This is a genomic window from Marixanthomonas sp. SCSIO 43207, from assembly GCF_019904255.1.
Lineage (GTDB): Bacteria > Bacteroidota > Bacteroidia > Flavobacteriales > Flavobacteriaceae > Marixanthomonas.
The window spans coordinates 2,705,275-2,721,436 of the sequence record NZ_CP063203.1; the positions used below are offsets into that span (position 1 = coordinate 2,705,275).

The 16,162-nt window shown below is 32.8% G+C and carries 16 protein-coding genes and 1 tRNA gene; 12 read left to right on the forward strand and 5 right to left on the reverse strand.

From position 1 onward, the window contains the following. Positions 1 to 5 precede the first annotated feature (5 nt). The 8 genes from INR76_RS12690 to INR76_RS12725 all read left to right on the forward strand — a co-directional run bounded on the left by INR76_RS12690 (position 6) and on the right by INR76_RS12725 (position 8,121). Entirely contained in the window at positions 6 to 962 is a 957-nt protein-coding gene (locus INR76_RS12690) for a type IX secretion system membrane protein PorP/SprF (protein ID WP_223108324.1), read from the forward strand. Positions 963 to 971: 9 nt separating this feature from the next. After that, positions 972 to 2,909 (forward strand): OmpA family protein, encoded by a 1,938-nt coding sequence (locus tag INR76_RS12695; RefSeq protein WP_223108325.1) that lies wholly within the window; start codon positions 972 to 974, stop codon positions 2,907 to 2,909. Positions 2,910 to 3,120: 211 nt separating this feature from the next. Further along, positions 3,121 to 3,819, forward strand: a complete 699-nt coding sequence (locus INR76_RS12700) for a hypothetical protein (protein WP_223108326.1) — start codon at positions 3,121 to 3,123, stop codon at positions 3,817 to 3,819. A 154-nt stretch (positions 3,820 to 3,973) separates the two neighbouring features. Further along, positions 3,974 to 4,558 carry a hypothetical protein gene (locus INR76_RS12705; protein WP_223108327.1) on the forward strand — a complete coding sequence of 195 codons (585 nt, stop codon included), beginning with the start codon at positions 3,974 to 3,976 and terminating at the stop codon, positions 4,556 to 4,558. Positions 4,559 to 4,566: 8 nt separating this feature from the next. Next, on the forward strand, positions 4,567 to 4,965 hold the full coding sequence (locus INR76_RS12710) for an RDD family protein (RefSeq protein WP_223108328.1): 399 nt from the start codon (positions 4,567 to 4,569) through the stop codon (positions 4,963 to 4,965). Positions 4,966 to 5,126: 161 nt separating this feature from the next. Then, positions 5,127 to 5,537: a Fur family transcriptional regulator gene (locus INR76_RS12715; protein WP_223108329.1), complete on the forward strand. Its 411-nt coding sequence runs from the start codon at positions 5,127 to 5,129 to the stop codon at positions 5,535 to 5,537. 63 nt (positions 5,538 to 5,600) lie between these two features. Further along, on the forward strand, positions 5,601 to 7,565 hold the full coding sequence (locus INR76_RS12720) for a heavy metal translocating P-type ATPase (RefSeq protein WP_223108330.1): 1,965 nt from the start codon (positions 5,601 to 5,603) through the stop codon (positions 7,563 to 7,565). 127 nt (positions 7,566 to 7,692) lie between these two features. Next, positions 7,693 to 8,121 carry a peptidylprolyl isomerase gene (locus tag INR76_RS12725; protein ID WP_223108331.1) on the forward strand — a complete coding sequence of 143 codons (429 nt, stop codon included), beginning with the start codon at positions 7,693 to 7,695 and terminating at the stop codon, positions 8,119 to 8,121. Positions 8,122 to 8,190: 69 nt separating this feature from the next. On the opposite strand, the gene INR76_RS12730 is transcribed toward INR76_RS12725, so the two are convergent. Continuing rightward, entirely contained in the window at positions 8,191 to 8,826 is a 636-nt protein-coding gene (locus INR76_RS12730; RefSeq protein WP_223108332.1) for an NAD(P)H-dependent oxidoreductase, read from the reverse strand. A 97-nt stretch (positions 8,827 to 8,923) separates the two neighbouring features. Between INR76_RS12730 and INR76_RS12735 the strand changes: the two genes are divergently transcribed. Together INR76_RS12735 and INR76_RS12740 are read left to right on the forward strand one after the other, a co-directional pair. Further along, complete coding sequence (locus INR76_RS12735; protein WP_223108333.1) at positions 8,924 to 9,316, forward strand: acyl-CoA thioesterase; 393 nt, start codon at positions 8,924 to 8,926, stop codon at positions 9,314 to 9,316. Between the two features lie 79 nt (positions 9,317 to 9,395). Then, positions 9,396 to 9,480 (forward strand) — tRNA-Ser (locus INR76_RS12740). 71 nt (positions 9,481 to 9,551) lie between these two features. On the opposite strand, the gene INR76_RS12745 is transcribed toward INR76_RS12740, so the two are convergent. From INR76_RS12745 to INR76_RS12755, 4 genes are all read right to left on the reverse strand, one after another. Then, positions 9,552 to 9,812 (reverse strand): hypothetical protein, encoded by a 261-nt coding sequence (locus INR76_RS12745; protein WP_223108334.1) that lies wholly within the window; start codon positions 9,810 to 9,812, stop codon positions 9,552 to 9,554. A gap of 45 nt (positions 9,813 to 9,857) precedes the next feature. Next, positions 9,858 to 9,989, reverse strand: a complete 132-nt coding sequence (locus tag INR76_RS14005) for a hypothetical protein (RefSeq protein ID WP_255592686.1) — start codon at positions 9,987 to 9,989, stop codon at positions 9,858 to 9,860. A 90-nt stretch (positions 9,990 to 10,079) separates the two neighbouring features. Further along, entirely contained in the window at positions 10,080 to 10,994 is a 915-nt protein-coding gene (locus tag INR76_RS12750; RefSeq protein ID WP_223108335.1) for a phospholipase D family protein, read from the reverse strand. Positions 10,995 to 11,007: 13 nt separating this feature from the next. Further along, the gene (locus INR76_RS12755) at positions 11,008 to 14,274 is read right to left on the reverse strand and encodes a type ISP restriction/modification enzyme (RefSeq protein WP_223108336.1); all 3,267 of its coding nucleotides are present in this window, start codon (positions 14,272 to 14,274) and stop codon (positions 11,008 to 11,010) included. Positions 14,275 to 14,634: 360 nt separating this feature from the next. On the opposite strand from INR76_RS12755, the gene INR76_RS12760 reads away from it, so the two are divergent. Together INR76_RS12760 and INR76_RS12765 are read left to right on the forward strand one after the other, a co-directional pair. Continuing rightward, positions 14,635 to 15,489, forward strand: coding sequence for an ABC transporter substrate-binding protein (locus INR76_RS12760; protein ID WP_223108337.1), 855 nt, complete (start codon positions 14,635 to 14,637; stop codon positions 15,487 to 15,489). Beyond that, positions 15,489 to 16,160: an ABC transporter permease subunit gene (locus INR76_RS12765; protein ID WP_223108338.1), complete on the forward strand. Its 672-nt coding sequence runs from the start codon at positions 15,489 to 15,491 to the stop codon at positions 16,158 to 16,160. The genes INR76_RS12760 and INR76_RS12765 overlap by 1 nt, the downstream gene beginning before the upstream one ends. The last annotated feature ends 2 nt before the right edge of the window (positions 16,161 to 16,162 follow it).

Below are 16,162 nucleotides of genomic sequence, written 5' to 3' on the forward strand. Positions count from 1 at the left end.
TCATTATGATATATAATTCAGCACCCCGAACAAAAAAGATAGTGCGCTTATTGCAATTCTTCCTCTTTGCAATGATAGGCTTAGTATCTTTTAAAATGACCGCACAACAAGAATCGCAATACACGCAGTATATGTATAATACAACTGCAATTAATCCAGCCTACGCAGGTTCGCTAGGTACGTTAGATGTTGTAGGAACCTACAGAGATCAATGGATTGGTCTAGACGGAGCGCCAGTTACCCAAAATTTAGGCATACACGCTCCTCTTAGAAATGATAGAATTGGCCTAGGACTTAACATTCAAAACGAGACCATAGGACCTGCCAAAGAGTTTAATGCTGTAGCAAATTTTTCATACACCATTAGAGTAAGTCCTAATACCAAATTAGCATTTGGTTTGGGAGCTGGTGTAAATCTTTATGATCTTGATTTTTCAAAAGGTTTAATGCTAGATCCCAATGACAAGTTACTTATGAACAACATAGATCAAAGAGTTACACCTGTAATTGGAGCCGGAACCTACTTATATGGTGATAAATGGTATTTAGGATTATCTGTTCCAGATTTTAAAACCGATGAATTGTATGATGATATTGAGCAATCTATAGCCGAAGAAGAAATTCAATATTACTTAATGGGAGGTTATGTATTTGACCTCAACCCACGGTTTAAATTTAAACCTGCCTTTCTTGTAAAATATCAAACAGACTATCCTTTTGTTGTAGATGTTTCAGCAAATTTCTTATACAATGAGCGTTTCACATTAGGCGTATCATACCGTTATGAAGATGCAGTGAGTGGTCTGGCCGGTATTGAAATTTTTCAAGGATTTTTTGTAGGCTACTCCTATGATTACACATTGACAGATTTAACAAATTATAACTCTGGAAGTCATGAGATTGTTTTACGATTTACATTACCTAGTAAACTAAAAAGAATTAACTCACCAAGATTTTTTTAAACCCTCATTATGAAACTACTTATACGTCTATATATACTATTTTTTGCAGCTACTTGTTTTGCACAAGGAAGCTTAAGCAAAGCCGAACGATTATATAATAAAAATGCTTTCAAAGCAGCTGCTTCTGCTTACAATGAATACATTGATAATCATAGTTCAGTTTCAGAAGAAATACTATTAAAAGCAGCCACTGCCAATTATCATATTAATGAAAATAGAAAAGCTACAGAATTATACCGTCGAGCGTACAATCAAAATTCATCATTAGAAAAAGAAAATTTATATCGCTACGTACAAAGTTTACGAAGTGTAAGAGAATATGAAAAAGCAGATGAAGTATATCTTCGGTTTTTAGAACAAAACAATATGAACGCTGTAAAAGAGCGTTTTAGTAAAGAACGTGATTCCTTCTACGCTATTTTAAATTCTGAAAAACCATCAAGATACACACTTACCAATAGCACAATCAATTCTGAATATTCAGACTTTGGCCCGGTGCTATACCAAGACAGTCTCCTGTTTTCATCTTCTAGACCCGGTGCTGCAAAAGAACTTTACCTTTGGAACGAGCAACCCTTTTTAAGCTTATTTGTAGCACAAAAAGCTGAAAACGGAACACTTGAAAACCCAAAACTGCTATCAAAACAAATAAAATCAGATTTTCACGATGCAACCATAGCTTTTAACCCAACAAACAATGTGGTTTATTTTGCCTCGAGCAATACTGAAAAGCGCAAACTTATCTTAGATAATAATCGCAACAATCAATTTGTTTTATACAAAGCAATCATGGAAGATGGCAAAATTAAAAACAAAGAAGAGCTCTTTTTTAACAGTAAAGAATACTCTGTTGGGCATCCGTCGGTAAGTCCTGATGGTAAGTATTTATTTTTTGCATCTGATATGCCCGGCGGATATGGAGAAGCAGACATTTATTATTCTGAAATATACAGCGACGGAATGCTTTCTGAACCCAAAAACGCAGGAGCTCAAATAAATACAGAAGGAAATGACTTTTTCCCTTTCTTAGCAACAGATGGTTCATTTTATTTTTCGTCAAATGGTCACGTAGGTTTTGGAGGTCTTGATATTTTTGAAGCAAAATTTGATAAAACCACCCAAAATTTTTCCGAAGTTAAAAATATTGGAAAAGTCGCTAATACAAGTTATGATGACTTTTCTATCATTTTTAATAAAGACAACACCTCTGGTTATCTAGCTTCAAACAGACCCGATGGAAAAGGCGATGACGATATTTACTTTTTCACGCGTAAACCACTTACATGCAATCAAACTGTAAGCGGTAACGTAAAAGATCTTAAAAACAATACCAATCTTTCTGAAGTTTCAATTACCATTCGTGATAGTACCAACACCGTTATACAAACCGTATCTACAGATGCAACTGGTACCTTTAAGGTTACAATACCTTGTAATACTAAAGTTATTGTCACAGCCAATAAGCCTGATTATTTTGAACAAACTAAAGAAACAAAAACAGGAAACAAAGATGAAGGAACCACACCTCCGGTTAACTTCAAACTTGAGAAAGCCAAAGATATGATTGTAAAAGATGAAGAAGGATTTGAAAAAATAAAAATGGATCCTATTTATTTTGAATATGACAAAGCAAATATTACTCCACAAGCTGCTCAAGCCCTTGATGGAGCAGTAAAATTGATGAACTTTTATCCAGATATGATTATTAAAATTGAAGCTCATACAGATTCAAGAGGTTCAGACAAGTATAATCGATCACTTTCAGACAAAAGAGCAAAAGCTACTCAACAATATTTATATTCTCAAGGAATTGCTCAAAACCGAATTGTAAGCGCTATTGGTTATGGAGAATCACGTCTACTTAATGCTTGTAAAAACGGAGTAAAATGTACCGATCAAGAGCATGAAAAAAACAGAAGGTCAAACTTTATAATTCTTAAAAAATAATAGATACATAAACTTACTATTTAAGATTTGGGGGTCAACAGTTTATGTATTTAGCAACAGGAAAATGTCGGTATTCTTTTAACGACTTCCTGTTGCTTTTTTTAATAACTTTTTCTTGCATTTTATCGAATTTTTATGTAATTTAATCGATAATTAACTCCCTGTTAATTGGCATAACTAACATTATTTAACATTTAATGAAGGTTTGCGTATGGAAAATAAAATTATTTTATCGGCTAGCCGGTATGTAGAATCTACTAATTTCGGAAATATTTCTCATCGTTTTAGTGGCAAAAACTATTCACTCCCCAAAGTGAATCCTTTCAAATCACTATTGGCACTGCAAGAGTTTTTCTTAAAACCCGGCTTAGGTTTACTGCCCCATTCTCATGAGGGTATAACCTCTATTTTAATACCTTTAAGTGGTTCATTGGCACAACGAAACCTTAAAGAAGGACTCGTAACTATTTCAGAAGGAGAAGTACAATTGCTTTGTTATGAAAAAGGTAATATGCATTTAGAATACAATCATGATAAAAAAAGAAATCTTGATTGCTTAGTAGTTTCTCTTTCATCTAAAAACAAAAAAAACTGTAATGAGTTATTTAAACTAAAAAGTGAACGTAACAGTGTACAAAAAGTGTTTGACAGTCCTATCATTAATGATGAGAAAGAACACCTACATATGTATGTAGGAAATTATGATGCTCAAAAAAAGCATTTTTGTAACCTACATCCCCAACGCAAAGGTGTTTTACTTTATATGGTTTACGGTGAAATGACAGTGCATAATCAAGAAAAATCACACACACTCAATAAAAAAGATGTATTTGCATTGTGGAACAAAGACGACGTTTATTTTACAACTAGTAAAAAATCAAAATTTTTTATGTTTAAAATTACGTCTTGAAAAGGTGTAGATAAGATTAAAATTATTTCTGAAATAAGTAGTCCTACGCTGTAAAATCTTTAAAATTAAGCAACTTATCTGAAAACTTTAGTCCGTTTTTTTAGAATTAATGTATATTGTCAGTTTTATAATTAACATCTAACTAACTTTCAAAATGCATAAACTTACCTTTTTCGCAATCTTACTTTTTAGTGTTCAAGCCGCAAATGCACAAGAAAATTATCTTGAAGAAATTGCCAATAAAGCTTGCTCTTGTATTCAAGAAAAAAAAGATAATCAAGAATCTGTTACAAAAGCAGAATTAGGGATTTGTCTATTTAAATATGCCGGTGACTATCAAACCCAATTTAAAGAAGACCACGATATAGATTTAAATGATTTGGGTGGTAATAGCGGTGTGCGATTAGGTGAAGTTTTAGGAGCAAAAATGATGTTTGTTTGTCCAGATTTATTAGTAGAATTTTCAAGTGACGAAGAGGCAGAAAGCGCTATCACAGGTACCATTACCAATATTTTTGACGAAACAAATGTACTTATAGAGATTACAACACCCGATGGGAAACGTCAAAAATTTTATTGGCTTACTTTTATTGAAACAGATTTTGATATTCAAAACTCTTATAATGAACTAAAGGGTAAAAACGTAACTATTAAATATGTGGAGCGTGATATATTTGATCCTAGAATTAATGAATATAGAACATTTGGCGTGATATCCTCATTAGAGTTACTTCAATAGTCCAAATTATGACAGTCACCTACGCTACCCTACCCGATAGAATTAAAGCTGCTTTGATAGATTCTGTTTTACTTATAATCGTAATGTTTATTTTAAGTGAAATGTTATCTCAGTTTGAAAATGTTCCTAGTTATATTCGTATACTAATCTTTGTCTTTTTGTTCATACTTTATGATCCACTTTTTATAAGCCTTTTTGGCGCAACAATAGGTCATTCATATTGTAATATTTCAGTTAAAAAAGAAAATAATTTTAACAAAAACATTGCATTTCCACAGGCTGTTATACGCTATATATTAAAAATTACTTTAGGGTGGATTTCCTTGCTAACAACCAATGGTAATGAAAAGAAAAAAGCTATACATGATTATGCAGTTGGCTCAATTGTAATCGAAGACCAGAAGTAAATACATACTTATTTTTGAAAGGTAAATTCAGTAATAAAATAAAACAGGTTACAACCTAAGTATTAACCTAGAGCACATCAGCTCTTTTGTAAACTCATTGCAAAGCTAATTCCTTATCTTTGTGTAAGAAATGTATTTATTATACAGAAAAGGGTTAAAGTATGAGTAATGTAGAAGAAAGATTACAAATTAAAGGCATAAGACCTACTGCAATGCGAACTTTGGTATACCAACAACTCGCAAAACAAAAAACTGCTGTAGCTCTTACAGATATAGAACTTGCGTTTACCAAAGCAGACCGTACTACCTTATACAGAACCATCAAAACGTTTGAAAAAAAAGGTGTTGTTCACCAAATAGATGACGGCACCGGAATTTTAAAATATGCATTGTGTAAACCCGGATGCCAATGTGATATAGATAACGATTTGCATTTACACTTTCACTGCAATAATTGTGAAACTACCGTGTGTTTAACTGAACATAAAATTCCACAAATTAGTCTGCCGCAAGGGTATGAGGCCGAGGATGTCAATCTAGTGATTAAAGGAACCTGTGCCAATTGTACGTAATGTTAATGCACTTCCATTGCACTATATTATTAGAGAACTTGCACACTATTAATTAAGTACTCTATGAATAGTGTAAACCATACTACAACTAGCTGCTGTTCTCATACAGGTTGCTGTGAGACTGAAAACTCATTTATTGATGACGCTCACCCTAATGAAAGTTTTGCAGAAAAATTTAAAACATACCTACCGGCTCTATTTAGTTTTATTCTTTTAGCAATTGGTATCATTTTAGACTTTACCAATACCTCTTTTTTTTCAAATTGGGTTCGTATTGTTTGGTATGGTATTGCTTATTTACCAGTTGGCTTACCTGTATTAAAGCAAGGTTTTGAGAGTATTAAAAATGGTGTCTTTTTTACAGAGTTTTTATTGATGTCAATCGCTACTCTGGGGGCATTTATTATTGGCGAATATCCAGAAGGTGTTGCTGTAATGGTTTTTTATGCCGTAGGCGAATTATTTCAAGGAGAAGCTGTAAAAAAGGCTCGAAATAATATTAAAGCATTACTAGCTGTTCAACCCAACGAAGCATTGGTACTTAGAAAAGGTGATTTTGTGCCGGTATCTCCAGAAACGGTAGCTATTGGTGAAACAGTTCAAGTACGCGTTGGCGAAAAAATCCCTTTAGATGGAAAATTACTTTCCAGTAAAGCTTCGGTTAATACCGCAGCCTTAACAGGTGAAAGCAAACCAAACACTATAAGAAAAGGGCAAGATGTATACGCAGGTAGTATCAACCTAGAAAGTGTAATTGAAATTGAAACTACTAAAGAATTTAAAGATAGTTCCATAGCAAGAATTTTGAATCTAGTACAAAATGCTACTGAACGTAAATCTAAAACCGAACTTTTTATACGAAAGTTTGCACGTATATATACCCCAATCGTTGTTATGTTAGCGATAGGAGTCACCCTTCTCCCCTATTTTTTTGTTTCAAATTATGTTTTTGAACAATGGCTGTATCGCGCTCTCATCTTTTTGGTTATCTCATGTCCTTGTGCTTTGGTTATTTCTATTCCTTTGGGATATTTTGGTGGATTAGGAAATGCATCTAGACACGGTATATTGTTTAAGGGCGCTTCATTTTTAGACACAGTTACAAAAATAAATACTGTTGTGATGGATAAAACAGGAACGGTTACCAAAGGTGTCTTTAAAGTAACCGAAATACACCCAATAAAAATTTCAGAAAACGAATTAATATCATATGTAATTGCCCTAGAAAAACAATCTACGCATCCTATTGCAAAAGCTATATTAGCTCACAAAACAGATGATTTTAAATATATGGCTACAGATGTTTCTGAAATATCTGGAAAAGGCTTATCAGGAATAGTAAATGGAAAGCAGGTATTGGCCGGAAACATATCATTATTAAAATCAAAAAACATCTCGGTACCTTCAGAAATAGAAAATATAACTGAAACAACAGTTTTTGTTGCAATTGACGAAAAATTTGTAGGCTATCTAATTATTGCAGATGAATTGAAAACCGATGCTGTTGAAGCTATTAATCAAATTAAAAAAAGCGGGGTTTCAAAAATCATCATGCTTTCTGGAGATACAGATGCTATTACTCAAAAAATAGCAAACCATATAGGAATTGACGCAGCCAAAGGTGATTTATTACCTGAAGACAAATTAAATGAAGTTGAAAAGCTAAAGCAACAACCTAATACAAAAGTAGCCTTTGTTGGTGATGGTATAAATGATGCTCCGGTTCTTGCAACAAGCGACGTAGGCTTTGCTATGGGAGGATTGGGCAGTGACGTTGCTATAGAGACAGCAGATGTAATTATACAGACAGACCAGCCATCAAAGGTTGCTACCGCCATACAAATAGGTCGTTCTACTCGAAAGATAATTTGGCAAAACATAGCATTAGCATTTGTTGTTAAAGGGCTTGTTATGGCACTTGGCACTGTAGGACTTGCAACAATGTGGGAAGCTGTTTTTGCAGATGTAGGGGTTGCTTTACTAGCTATTTTAAATGCGGTTAGGCTTCAAAAAATGAATTGGAACTAATTTAAATTTTTAAAACTGTTAAGCTTATCCTAAATCATGGGATTAATTACGTATTCTTCTTTATTTCAACATATAACCCTTAGTTTTGCAGCTTGATAAACAATAGATAATAAAGTAAATCAAATTTATGAGTACAGTAAAGGAAAATGACACAGTACGAGTGCATTACACAGGTAAATTGGAAAATGGACAAGTTTTTGACAGTTCATTGGAAAGAGAGCCTTTAGAAATTACCCTGGGACAAGGAATGTTGATCCCTGGTTTTGAAAAAGGACTTGTTGACATGAAAGTGAACGAAAAGAAAACAGTTAGCATCCCAAAAGAAGAAGCCTATGGTGATGTACAAAAAGAACTGTTTCAAGAAGTTTCCAAAGAAAACTTACCTAAAGAGATAAAGCCTGAAGTAGGTATGGGATTAATGGCTAAAAATCCTGATGGATCTGAACGTCAGTTACGTGTAGCTGAAGTAAAAGATGAAAGCATTGTAGTTGATGCTAATCACCCTCTTGCAGGAAAAGACTTGACATTTGAACTTGAAGTTGTTGAAATAAAATAACATTTCAAATACTATATAAATAAACCCTCGAATAGTTAATTCGGGGGTTTTTACTTTTTATGCATTTGTTTATAATTCTATAATTACTTCATCCATAGTTTTTCTCACTTTTTTCTCGTTGGCCATAAAGTCACTTTTATCTCGATATCCAACAGGCAGTAACAGTACAGATGTAAGTCCCTTTTTATTTAAGCCCAAAATACGATCATATTCTTTTGGGTTGAAACCTTCCATTGGGCAAGCATCAATATTTTTGGCTGCACATACCGTTAGCAAGTTGCCAAGAGCCAAATACGCTTGATTTGTTGCCCAAGTGCGTATCTCTGCAGAGGACTGTTCTTCAAAAGAGTTTAAAAGAAACTCTTCAAATGGTTTTAATATAGTATCTGGTGTATTTCGAATAGTTTTTACGCGTTTAAAGTAGTTTTGAATATATTCGGGGTTTAACTTTTCTTCTACGCAAAATATAAGTAAATGAGAAGCATCTACTACTTGTTGTTGGTTCCAACTGTGTGGCAATAAATCTTTACGTTGTTCTTTATCTTTTACAATAACAAGAGTAACTGGTTGCAATCCATATGAGGTTGCTGTTAAGTTAAACGCTTCTTTAAGTTGTTCAATTGATTGCTTAGTAAGTATTTTATTAGAATCAAACTTTTTTGTAGCGTAACGCCATTTTAATTGTTCAATGATATTTGTTGCCATAAAATGAGAGTATCTTTGTTATACAAAAATAACAATAGCTTTAGAATATAGTAAAAGCCTTTGATAAGTAAAACTAATACACTTAAAAATCAATTTTATGCCAGAATTACAAACATTACTAGACAACAGTGAAACTCGCATCTGTAAGGCTGTTTTTCCAAACACAACCAATCATTATGATACATTGTTTGGTGGTACTGCATTGCAGCTAATGGACGAAGCTTCTTTTATATGTGCTACGCGATTTTCACGAAAGCGTGTTGTAACGGTTTCAACAGATAAAATTGACTTTACTACACCTATTCCTCAAGGTACCATTGTAGAATTAATTGCTAGAGTAGATTCTGTAGGAAAAACAAGCTGTGTAGTAAAAGTAGATATTTTTATGGAAGATATGTATAGTTATCAACGTGATAAGGCCGTGACAGGCTTTTTTACATTTGTAGCTGTGGGGTCTGATAAAAAACCAATTGCAATAATTGACAATTAATTTTAAAAAAGGCTTTTCAGAATAAAAAAAGGATGTTATATTTGCACTCGCATTTGGGAAATACCCAATGAGATTCACTGGAGAAATGGCAGAGTGGTCGAATGCGGCAGTCTTGAAAACTGTTGAGGGTCACACCTCCGGGGGTTCGAATCCCTCTTTCTCCGCTGAAAAGCCCGTAAACGTAATGTTTATGGGCTTTTTCAATTTTGGGGGCATATTGAGGGGCATAATTATTCTAAACTTTCACATAAACTTTCCAACCACTTAGAGGTAATTCTAAAGGATCTAAATCCATAATTACTGTTGGGTTTTTATAATACCGGTAACAAAGTTTATATCCTTTTACAGATATAACAATTAAAAATTTATTTGCATTAGTTGGTTCTGGATAACCTTTGATAGAGCAGTTTTTAAGTATTCTATTCTTTGAAACTCTCTTAATAGTTTCTCTTATATAAACTGGGTGTTCATTGACAACATATACTTTTTTGGACATATTCCAAAAATAGGAATATTTCCTATATATTAAATAGAAAAATTATTAATTAAATTCGGTATATCTGTTAATGGCATTGTTTATTCTATCATCATCTTCTATATTATTTTGCCGTGCCATTTCTCTAACAACTCGATCCCAATAATTGATTGAGCACACTTTACTGTTTCTAGGCATTGTTTCATTTAATTCTAAAGCAAATCTTACTTTAGAACATATACAAGGAGATAACTGATTACCATTTTGATCAAAAAAAGCCATATGCATTTATTTACCTGTTAATTTACGGTATTTTTTAATAATTAGATCTATACCTTTTTTAAAATGTTTTATGCGTTCTTGTTTACTCATTTCTTCTGCTTCTTTTCTGTTATTAGAATACAAAAGTAAATCACTCTTAAAATAATTCCAGTAATACTTATAGCCGTCAAAATTTATTTCATCTTTACCTGCATCCCATATCTCATAAAGCTCTTTACGTTGTGCAGTTGATAAATCAAATTCTATTTTAATTCTCATATACTCAAATACTATATGGATATTATCATAGTAATTTTCACAATAACAAGTGTAATCGTAGTCACTTACCTTTAAAGGAATAAATTTTTTGTTCAGAAAATAATTGTTTAACAATCTGCAATTTTCCTCGGTTAGTTCTTTGTTAGTTTTTAAAATATCAATTTCGAAACCATTGGTTTTATAATAAGAGTTTACACGTTCTAAAGTTCCGCTTTTTACAATATCACATAACTCGAAAATAGTATCATAAAAAACTTCTGGATCATCGTAATCTAATTGAAAAGAATTTTCTGGAGATTCAAAATATTCATTGTAGAACAGAACGCCCATTTCTCGGTTATTTTCTTCGGAATATTCGTATAAATTCATTGATCCGATGATTAGAAGTGTACCGTTATAATAGCATTTACAATGAATATTTGGATGGTGTAATAAATTCAACTTGTTTAATTCAAGTATTTTTTCCTTTTGAACATTAGATAATTTATTTTCTCTATATACAATGGTTATTGCCACTCCGTTTTTATCTGCTTTTTTAAGTGCTTTAAATATAGGTTTGGATATTTTAATGTAAGGAACCACTAAAACTAGTTCTTTTTCACTTGTTGCGATTAATTTGGGCAACCATTCGTTTAACTTGGGGGTGTTTAAAAATAGGGGCATTCAGTATTCTGTTTTATATAAGTTCAATTTTATCAATTTCTTTCATAATGCGATCGGTCTCTGTGAGGGCGACAATTATTTTTTGATAGTGTAGAATATCATCATAGCTCAACTCTCGATCCCTTCTATCTTTTAACCATTTTTGAGCGGGTTGGTAGCCACCTATGTAAAACTCCCAAGCTTTTAAGGGTACATTGTCAAAATATTGTTGGTCGTTGATCCAAACCTTGCCGGTTGTTTCGGTGGTTCCTTCATATCCTATGGAGGTTTTTGTAAGCTTTCTTGTAACCATATTATCACCATCTTCGGGGTAACTGGTTATAAACTCTTCTACTTTTGGGCTTTCTAATAGGTGTATTTCACGCAACTCACCGCCCAACCTAACTAGTTGCCAAAAGGTTGTTTTATCATCTGGGTATGGTACTCTTGGGAAATCTATTTTTAAAAACTCTTTATAGGTTTCCCGGTAGGTTGGTGAATGTAACACGCCATAAATATAATCGAGCAAATCCAGCGGAGTAAAAAACGGGTCGCCTTCTTTTTCCAGACGTTCTCTTGCTTTTTCAATAGTTTCGCCTTTTTTTGGTAACTCTGGCGGGGTAAGTAAACCTTCCGGGGCAAAAGGTAGTTCGAGTTGTTCTTCAATCTTTTTTACGATATCCATATCGAGATTGGGAACACGTTCTTTTATATCGCCATCTGAGGTTTTAAAAATATCTTGGGTTTCGTTTTCCTTAGAATAAAGATATAATGGAGCGATACTTTCGGCTCCCTGCATACCAGATCGAGTCCACCCTCTGCGGTCTGATAATTTATTTACTATGAAAGTTGGTGGTGTATCACTTTGACTAAACCCTCTTTTTATTATTAACCCCATACTTCCAGATAATATATGTTCAAATGTGTTATAACTTGGTCTTCGTAAAATATTCGTGTCGTAATAAGAATACCTTATATCAAATGGACTATAACTAATTCTTTTTATTTTAATAGGATCATATATAGCCTTTTCTAATTCTGTCTTTAATTTAAAGCTTTTTGTGTCTTTTATTTTATATTCCCTATATACCTTTTCTCTTTCCAATAAGTCTGAATTTAAAACGTCTTTTATTTTATGTTCTAGTTTACTGGAAGAGTAATCAAGGAATAAACTATCACGCCCACTTTCAACTCCCGGGTTAAATTCTAGAAAAAGGTTAGACAGCAAAAAACCTTCTTCATAAATATCTTTATTATCAAAGTTTTTTGGTTTAAAATAGTAGTGAGGTTTAACATTTTTAACTTCTATCCAAGAAAAATCTATAATTTTCGTTTCTCTTAAAATATTATATTTGTATTCTCTTTTACCATAAATTTCTTTATAAAAAACTGATCCCAAATCTGATCCTTTTTTATTTCCGTTTTTTACAAAAATATTAATCGAAACACCTTGCCTAATATCAAATACATTTTCATCTTTAATGTTTGATGGTATTGCTTCTTGTGTTCGACTATTACCGTGTAAATTAATTATATAGATTTTGTCAAAAGTGTTTAGTAGACTTTTACGCATTTGGCGATGTATAAGTCCATCGATAAAACTATTATTTGAAATATATGCTAAAATTCCACTTCCATTTTTATCTATATAATGTTGTCCATATCTTATAAATTTCACATAATCATCTGACAAGGAGTTATAACTTCTTTCCTTTAAGCCTCGTTTATAATCGTCAATTAAAGATTCAATCCACTGACCTTTATTTGTACTACTAACAGAGTAAGGTGGATTCCCCATCACCACCATCACGGGTGAATCCCGTTTAATATGGTTAGCTTCATTTGCTTCACTACTTAACCAACCACTAAATAAGGTGCCGGTATCGGGATGATATTCTTCTAGGCTATTAGTAAGATATACTTTAAAGCGTTGGTCTATGGTGGGTTTATAACCAGTTTCAGTAAGCAACAAATCTAATTTTAAATGTGCCATGGCATAACTAGCCATCAATATTTCAAAACCATTTAAGCGAGGGATCAAGTCTTTTTCTACATAGCCACTCCAAGCTCCTTGCATTTTTTTAAAGCGGTTGTTGTAAATATGGGTTATAACTTGCGCCAAAAAAGTACCGGTGCCGGTCGCTGGATCGAGTATTTGTACCTTATGTACTTCTTGATCCACTTCTTTATAACCACTTTTATAATTTTTATTGGGAATATCGGTTTTAATCTTAACGGTTGTTTTACGGTTATCAGCCAATCCGTTGGGAAGATCAAATTCGGTTTTTAAAATATCATCTACAGCACGTACTATAAAATCTACTACTGGTTCCGGTGTGTACCAAACGCCACGGGATTTTCGCAACTTGGGATCGTATTCTGCCAAGAAATCTTCGTAAAAGTGAATAATTGGATCTTGGCTTTGCCTTGCTTCACCATAATTAGTGAGCATTTTATTTACATCGGTTGCTCTAAATATATCAGCAAGATCACTAACTATCCATTCAATACGTTCGTCAATATCATAACCGGAAATATACTGAAACAACTTCCGTAGAAATGGGTTTGTTTTAGGTATCAAGCTTGCAGCTTCGTGTCTGGAAAAATTTTCTGGTGTTGGATCGTGCAAGCGAGCTGCAAACATTCCGTAGGCAATGGTTTGGGCATAAATGTCTGCAAATTCCTTAGGCGTAATATCGTGGATCAATATTTCCTTAAAGGCTAACATCTGTTCTTTTAAAGAACTGTTTTGTTTGGTTTCTTCATCGCTGTTTAAGGCATTTTCAATTACTTGTGCTAACATTCGGGCTTTTCCAGCCATCATTTTAGATAGTTTGGACGAAGATTTAATGCTTTGCCCTATGTAGGTTGTAAAATCAACTATAAGGGCTGTAAAGTGTTCAAAGTTTTCTGTTTTAGGGACTATCTTGCCATCAACAATTTCTGCCAATTGTATCGTGGTCGTTAATTCGCCTTGGTTGTAAAAATGAAAGTCTAAATAATCGGTGAATATTAAATTATCCAAAGAATCTTTATAGCGATTAAATTGCCTTTTATTTTTCTTTTTACCGTCCAGATCGGGATCACCTACATCTTTTGCTTCAATATAGCCAACTGGAATTTGCCCTTTTGTTATTACATAATCGGGCGCACCGCAAGCTTGTCTTTTAGGCTCGTTGGTTGCTGAAATTTTAGGATTGATTTGTTCTATTAATAGTTGTAGATCACCTCGAAAGGTATGCTCGGTTGCGTTCCCCAACTTGTAGCGTTGGTTTACTTTTTCGATATACTCCCTAATCATATTTTGCTAGTAGTTGAATTAGGGAAAAAAGATACGTTATTTAGGTGTAACCATTAAACCTATGTAAGAAAATCATAGCGCAACTAGTTAAGTTGGCTGTTTGCAACTAAGTAAATTGTCGAATTGCAACTGTTAAGGTTCTTTGTTGCAACTTGGGTGGTTTTTTTGAGATTTTGTTTAAAACAATCTTAATAGAATAATTTTCATATATTTGAAAACATACTCCCCTATTTTTATTTTAGCCTTAAATAAATAATATATAAACGCAATTGTGTTTATATAGACGTTGTGGGTAATGTAAGGACACAATCAACATTTGAACAAAAATTAAAGTAATATCTTTATAAGTAAAAAAATAAAATGACCAAATACACAAAATTTTTAGGACTAATAGCTATAGCATTATTTCTAATAGCCTGTAACGGAAATAAAACCGAAACAAATACTACCGAATCCAAGTATGACAAAATCATAGAAAGCGGAAAAATAAAGGTTGGTTACATTTCTTATCCACCAAGTTTTATAGTTGGTGCAGACGGAAATAAATCTGGAATATTCTATGAGGTTATGGAAAAAATTGGAGAGAATTTGGGTCTTGAAATTGTCTATCAAGAAGAAGTAACTTGGGATGGAATGATAGAATCTGTAAAGCAAGGGAAAATTGATATGGTTGTTACAGGTATTTGGCCTACAAGTCAAAGAGGTAAACACGTAGATTTTGCAAAACCTCTTTTTTATAGTGTTGTGAAAGCATATACTGCATATGGAAATGATAAGTTTGATAACAACCTTGACGCAATTAACTCTTCTGATGTTATAATCTCTACAATTGATGGAGAAATGACCTCAATAATCGCAAATTTTGATTTTCCAAAAGCAAAACAACAAGCAGTAACACAACTTACAGGCGTTTCTCAAACATTGTTGGAGATTAAATCTAAAAAAGCAGATGTTACTTTTGTCGAACCTGCAATTGCATTAGAGTTTGCGAGTAAAAATCCAAATTCAATTCAAGAAGTTAAAGGAGTCGAACCGTTAAGAGTATTTCCAAATTCAATGCTATTGCCTAAAGGTTCAGTTAAATTAAGAACTACACTTAATATTGCAATTGAAGAACTTCAAAATAATGGGTTTGTAGATAAGGTAATTGCCAAATATGAAAAATATCCAAATTCTTATTATAAAGTACAATCACCTTATAAATCTAACAATTAATGTTTGAAACTACTTTTGACTTAATTGTTAAATATAAAGAAGCATTTGCAGGCGGACTATTAGTTACTACTAAACTTGCCTTAATCTCTTGGTTTTTAGGAATTACTATTGGTGCTTTTATTGGTGTGGTATCTTCTAAAAACAAAAAAATCATAGGAATACCATTTCAAATTATTTCAATTGTAATTACAAGTGTACCAATATTAGTATTTCTCTTTTGGTTACATTATCCCGCACAAAGTATTTTAAATGTTGGCGTTCAACCATTTTATACGGCAACTTTTATGCTGACAATAATTAATATTATCGCAGTTTCTGAAATTGTGAAAAATGGCATTTTGAATTTACCAAAACAATATTTAGAAGTTGCAAAATTATCTGGTTTGAGTAAAAAAAAGCAGATATTAAAAATTGAGTTTCCGCTAATTATTCGTCATATTTTACCTTCAATTTTAATGGCACAAGTAAACATTTTGCATATGTCATTATTCGCAAGTTTGATTTCAGTAAATGAGATATTTAGAGTTTCTCAAAGAGTAATTTCATTGGAGTATAAACCAGTAGAAATTTATATGGCACTTGGCATTTTCTTTTTGCTGATTTCCTTACCAATCAATTTAATCGCATTGTACTTCAAGAAAAAATATATTAGAGACATTTCCGAAAGATGATA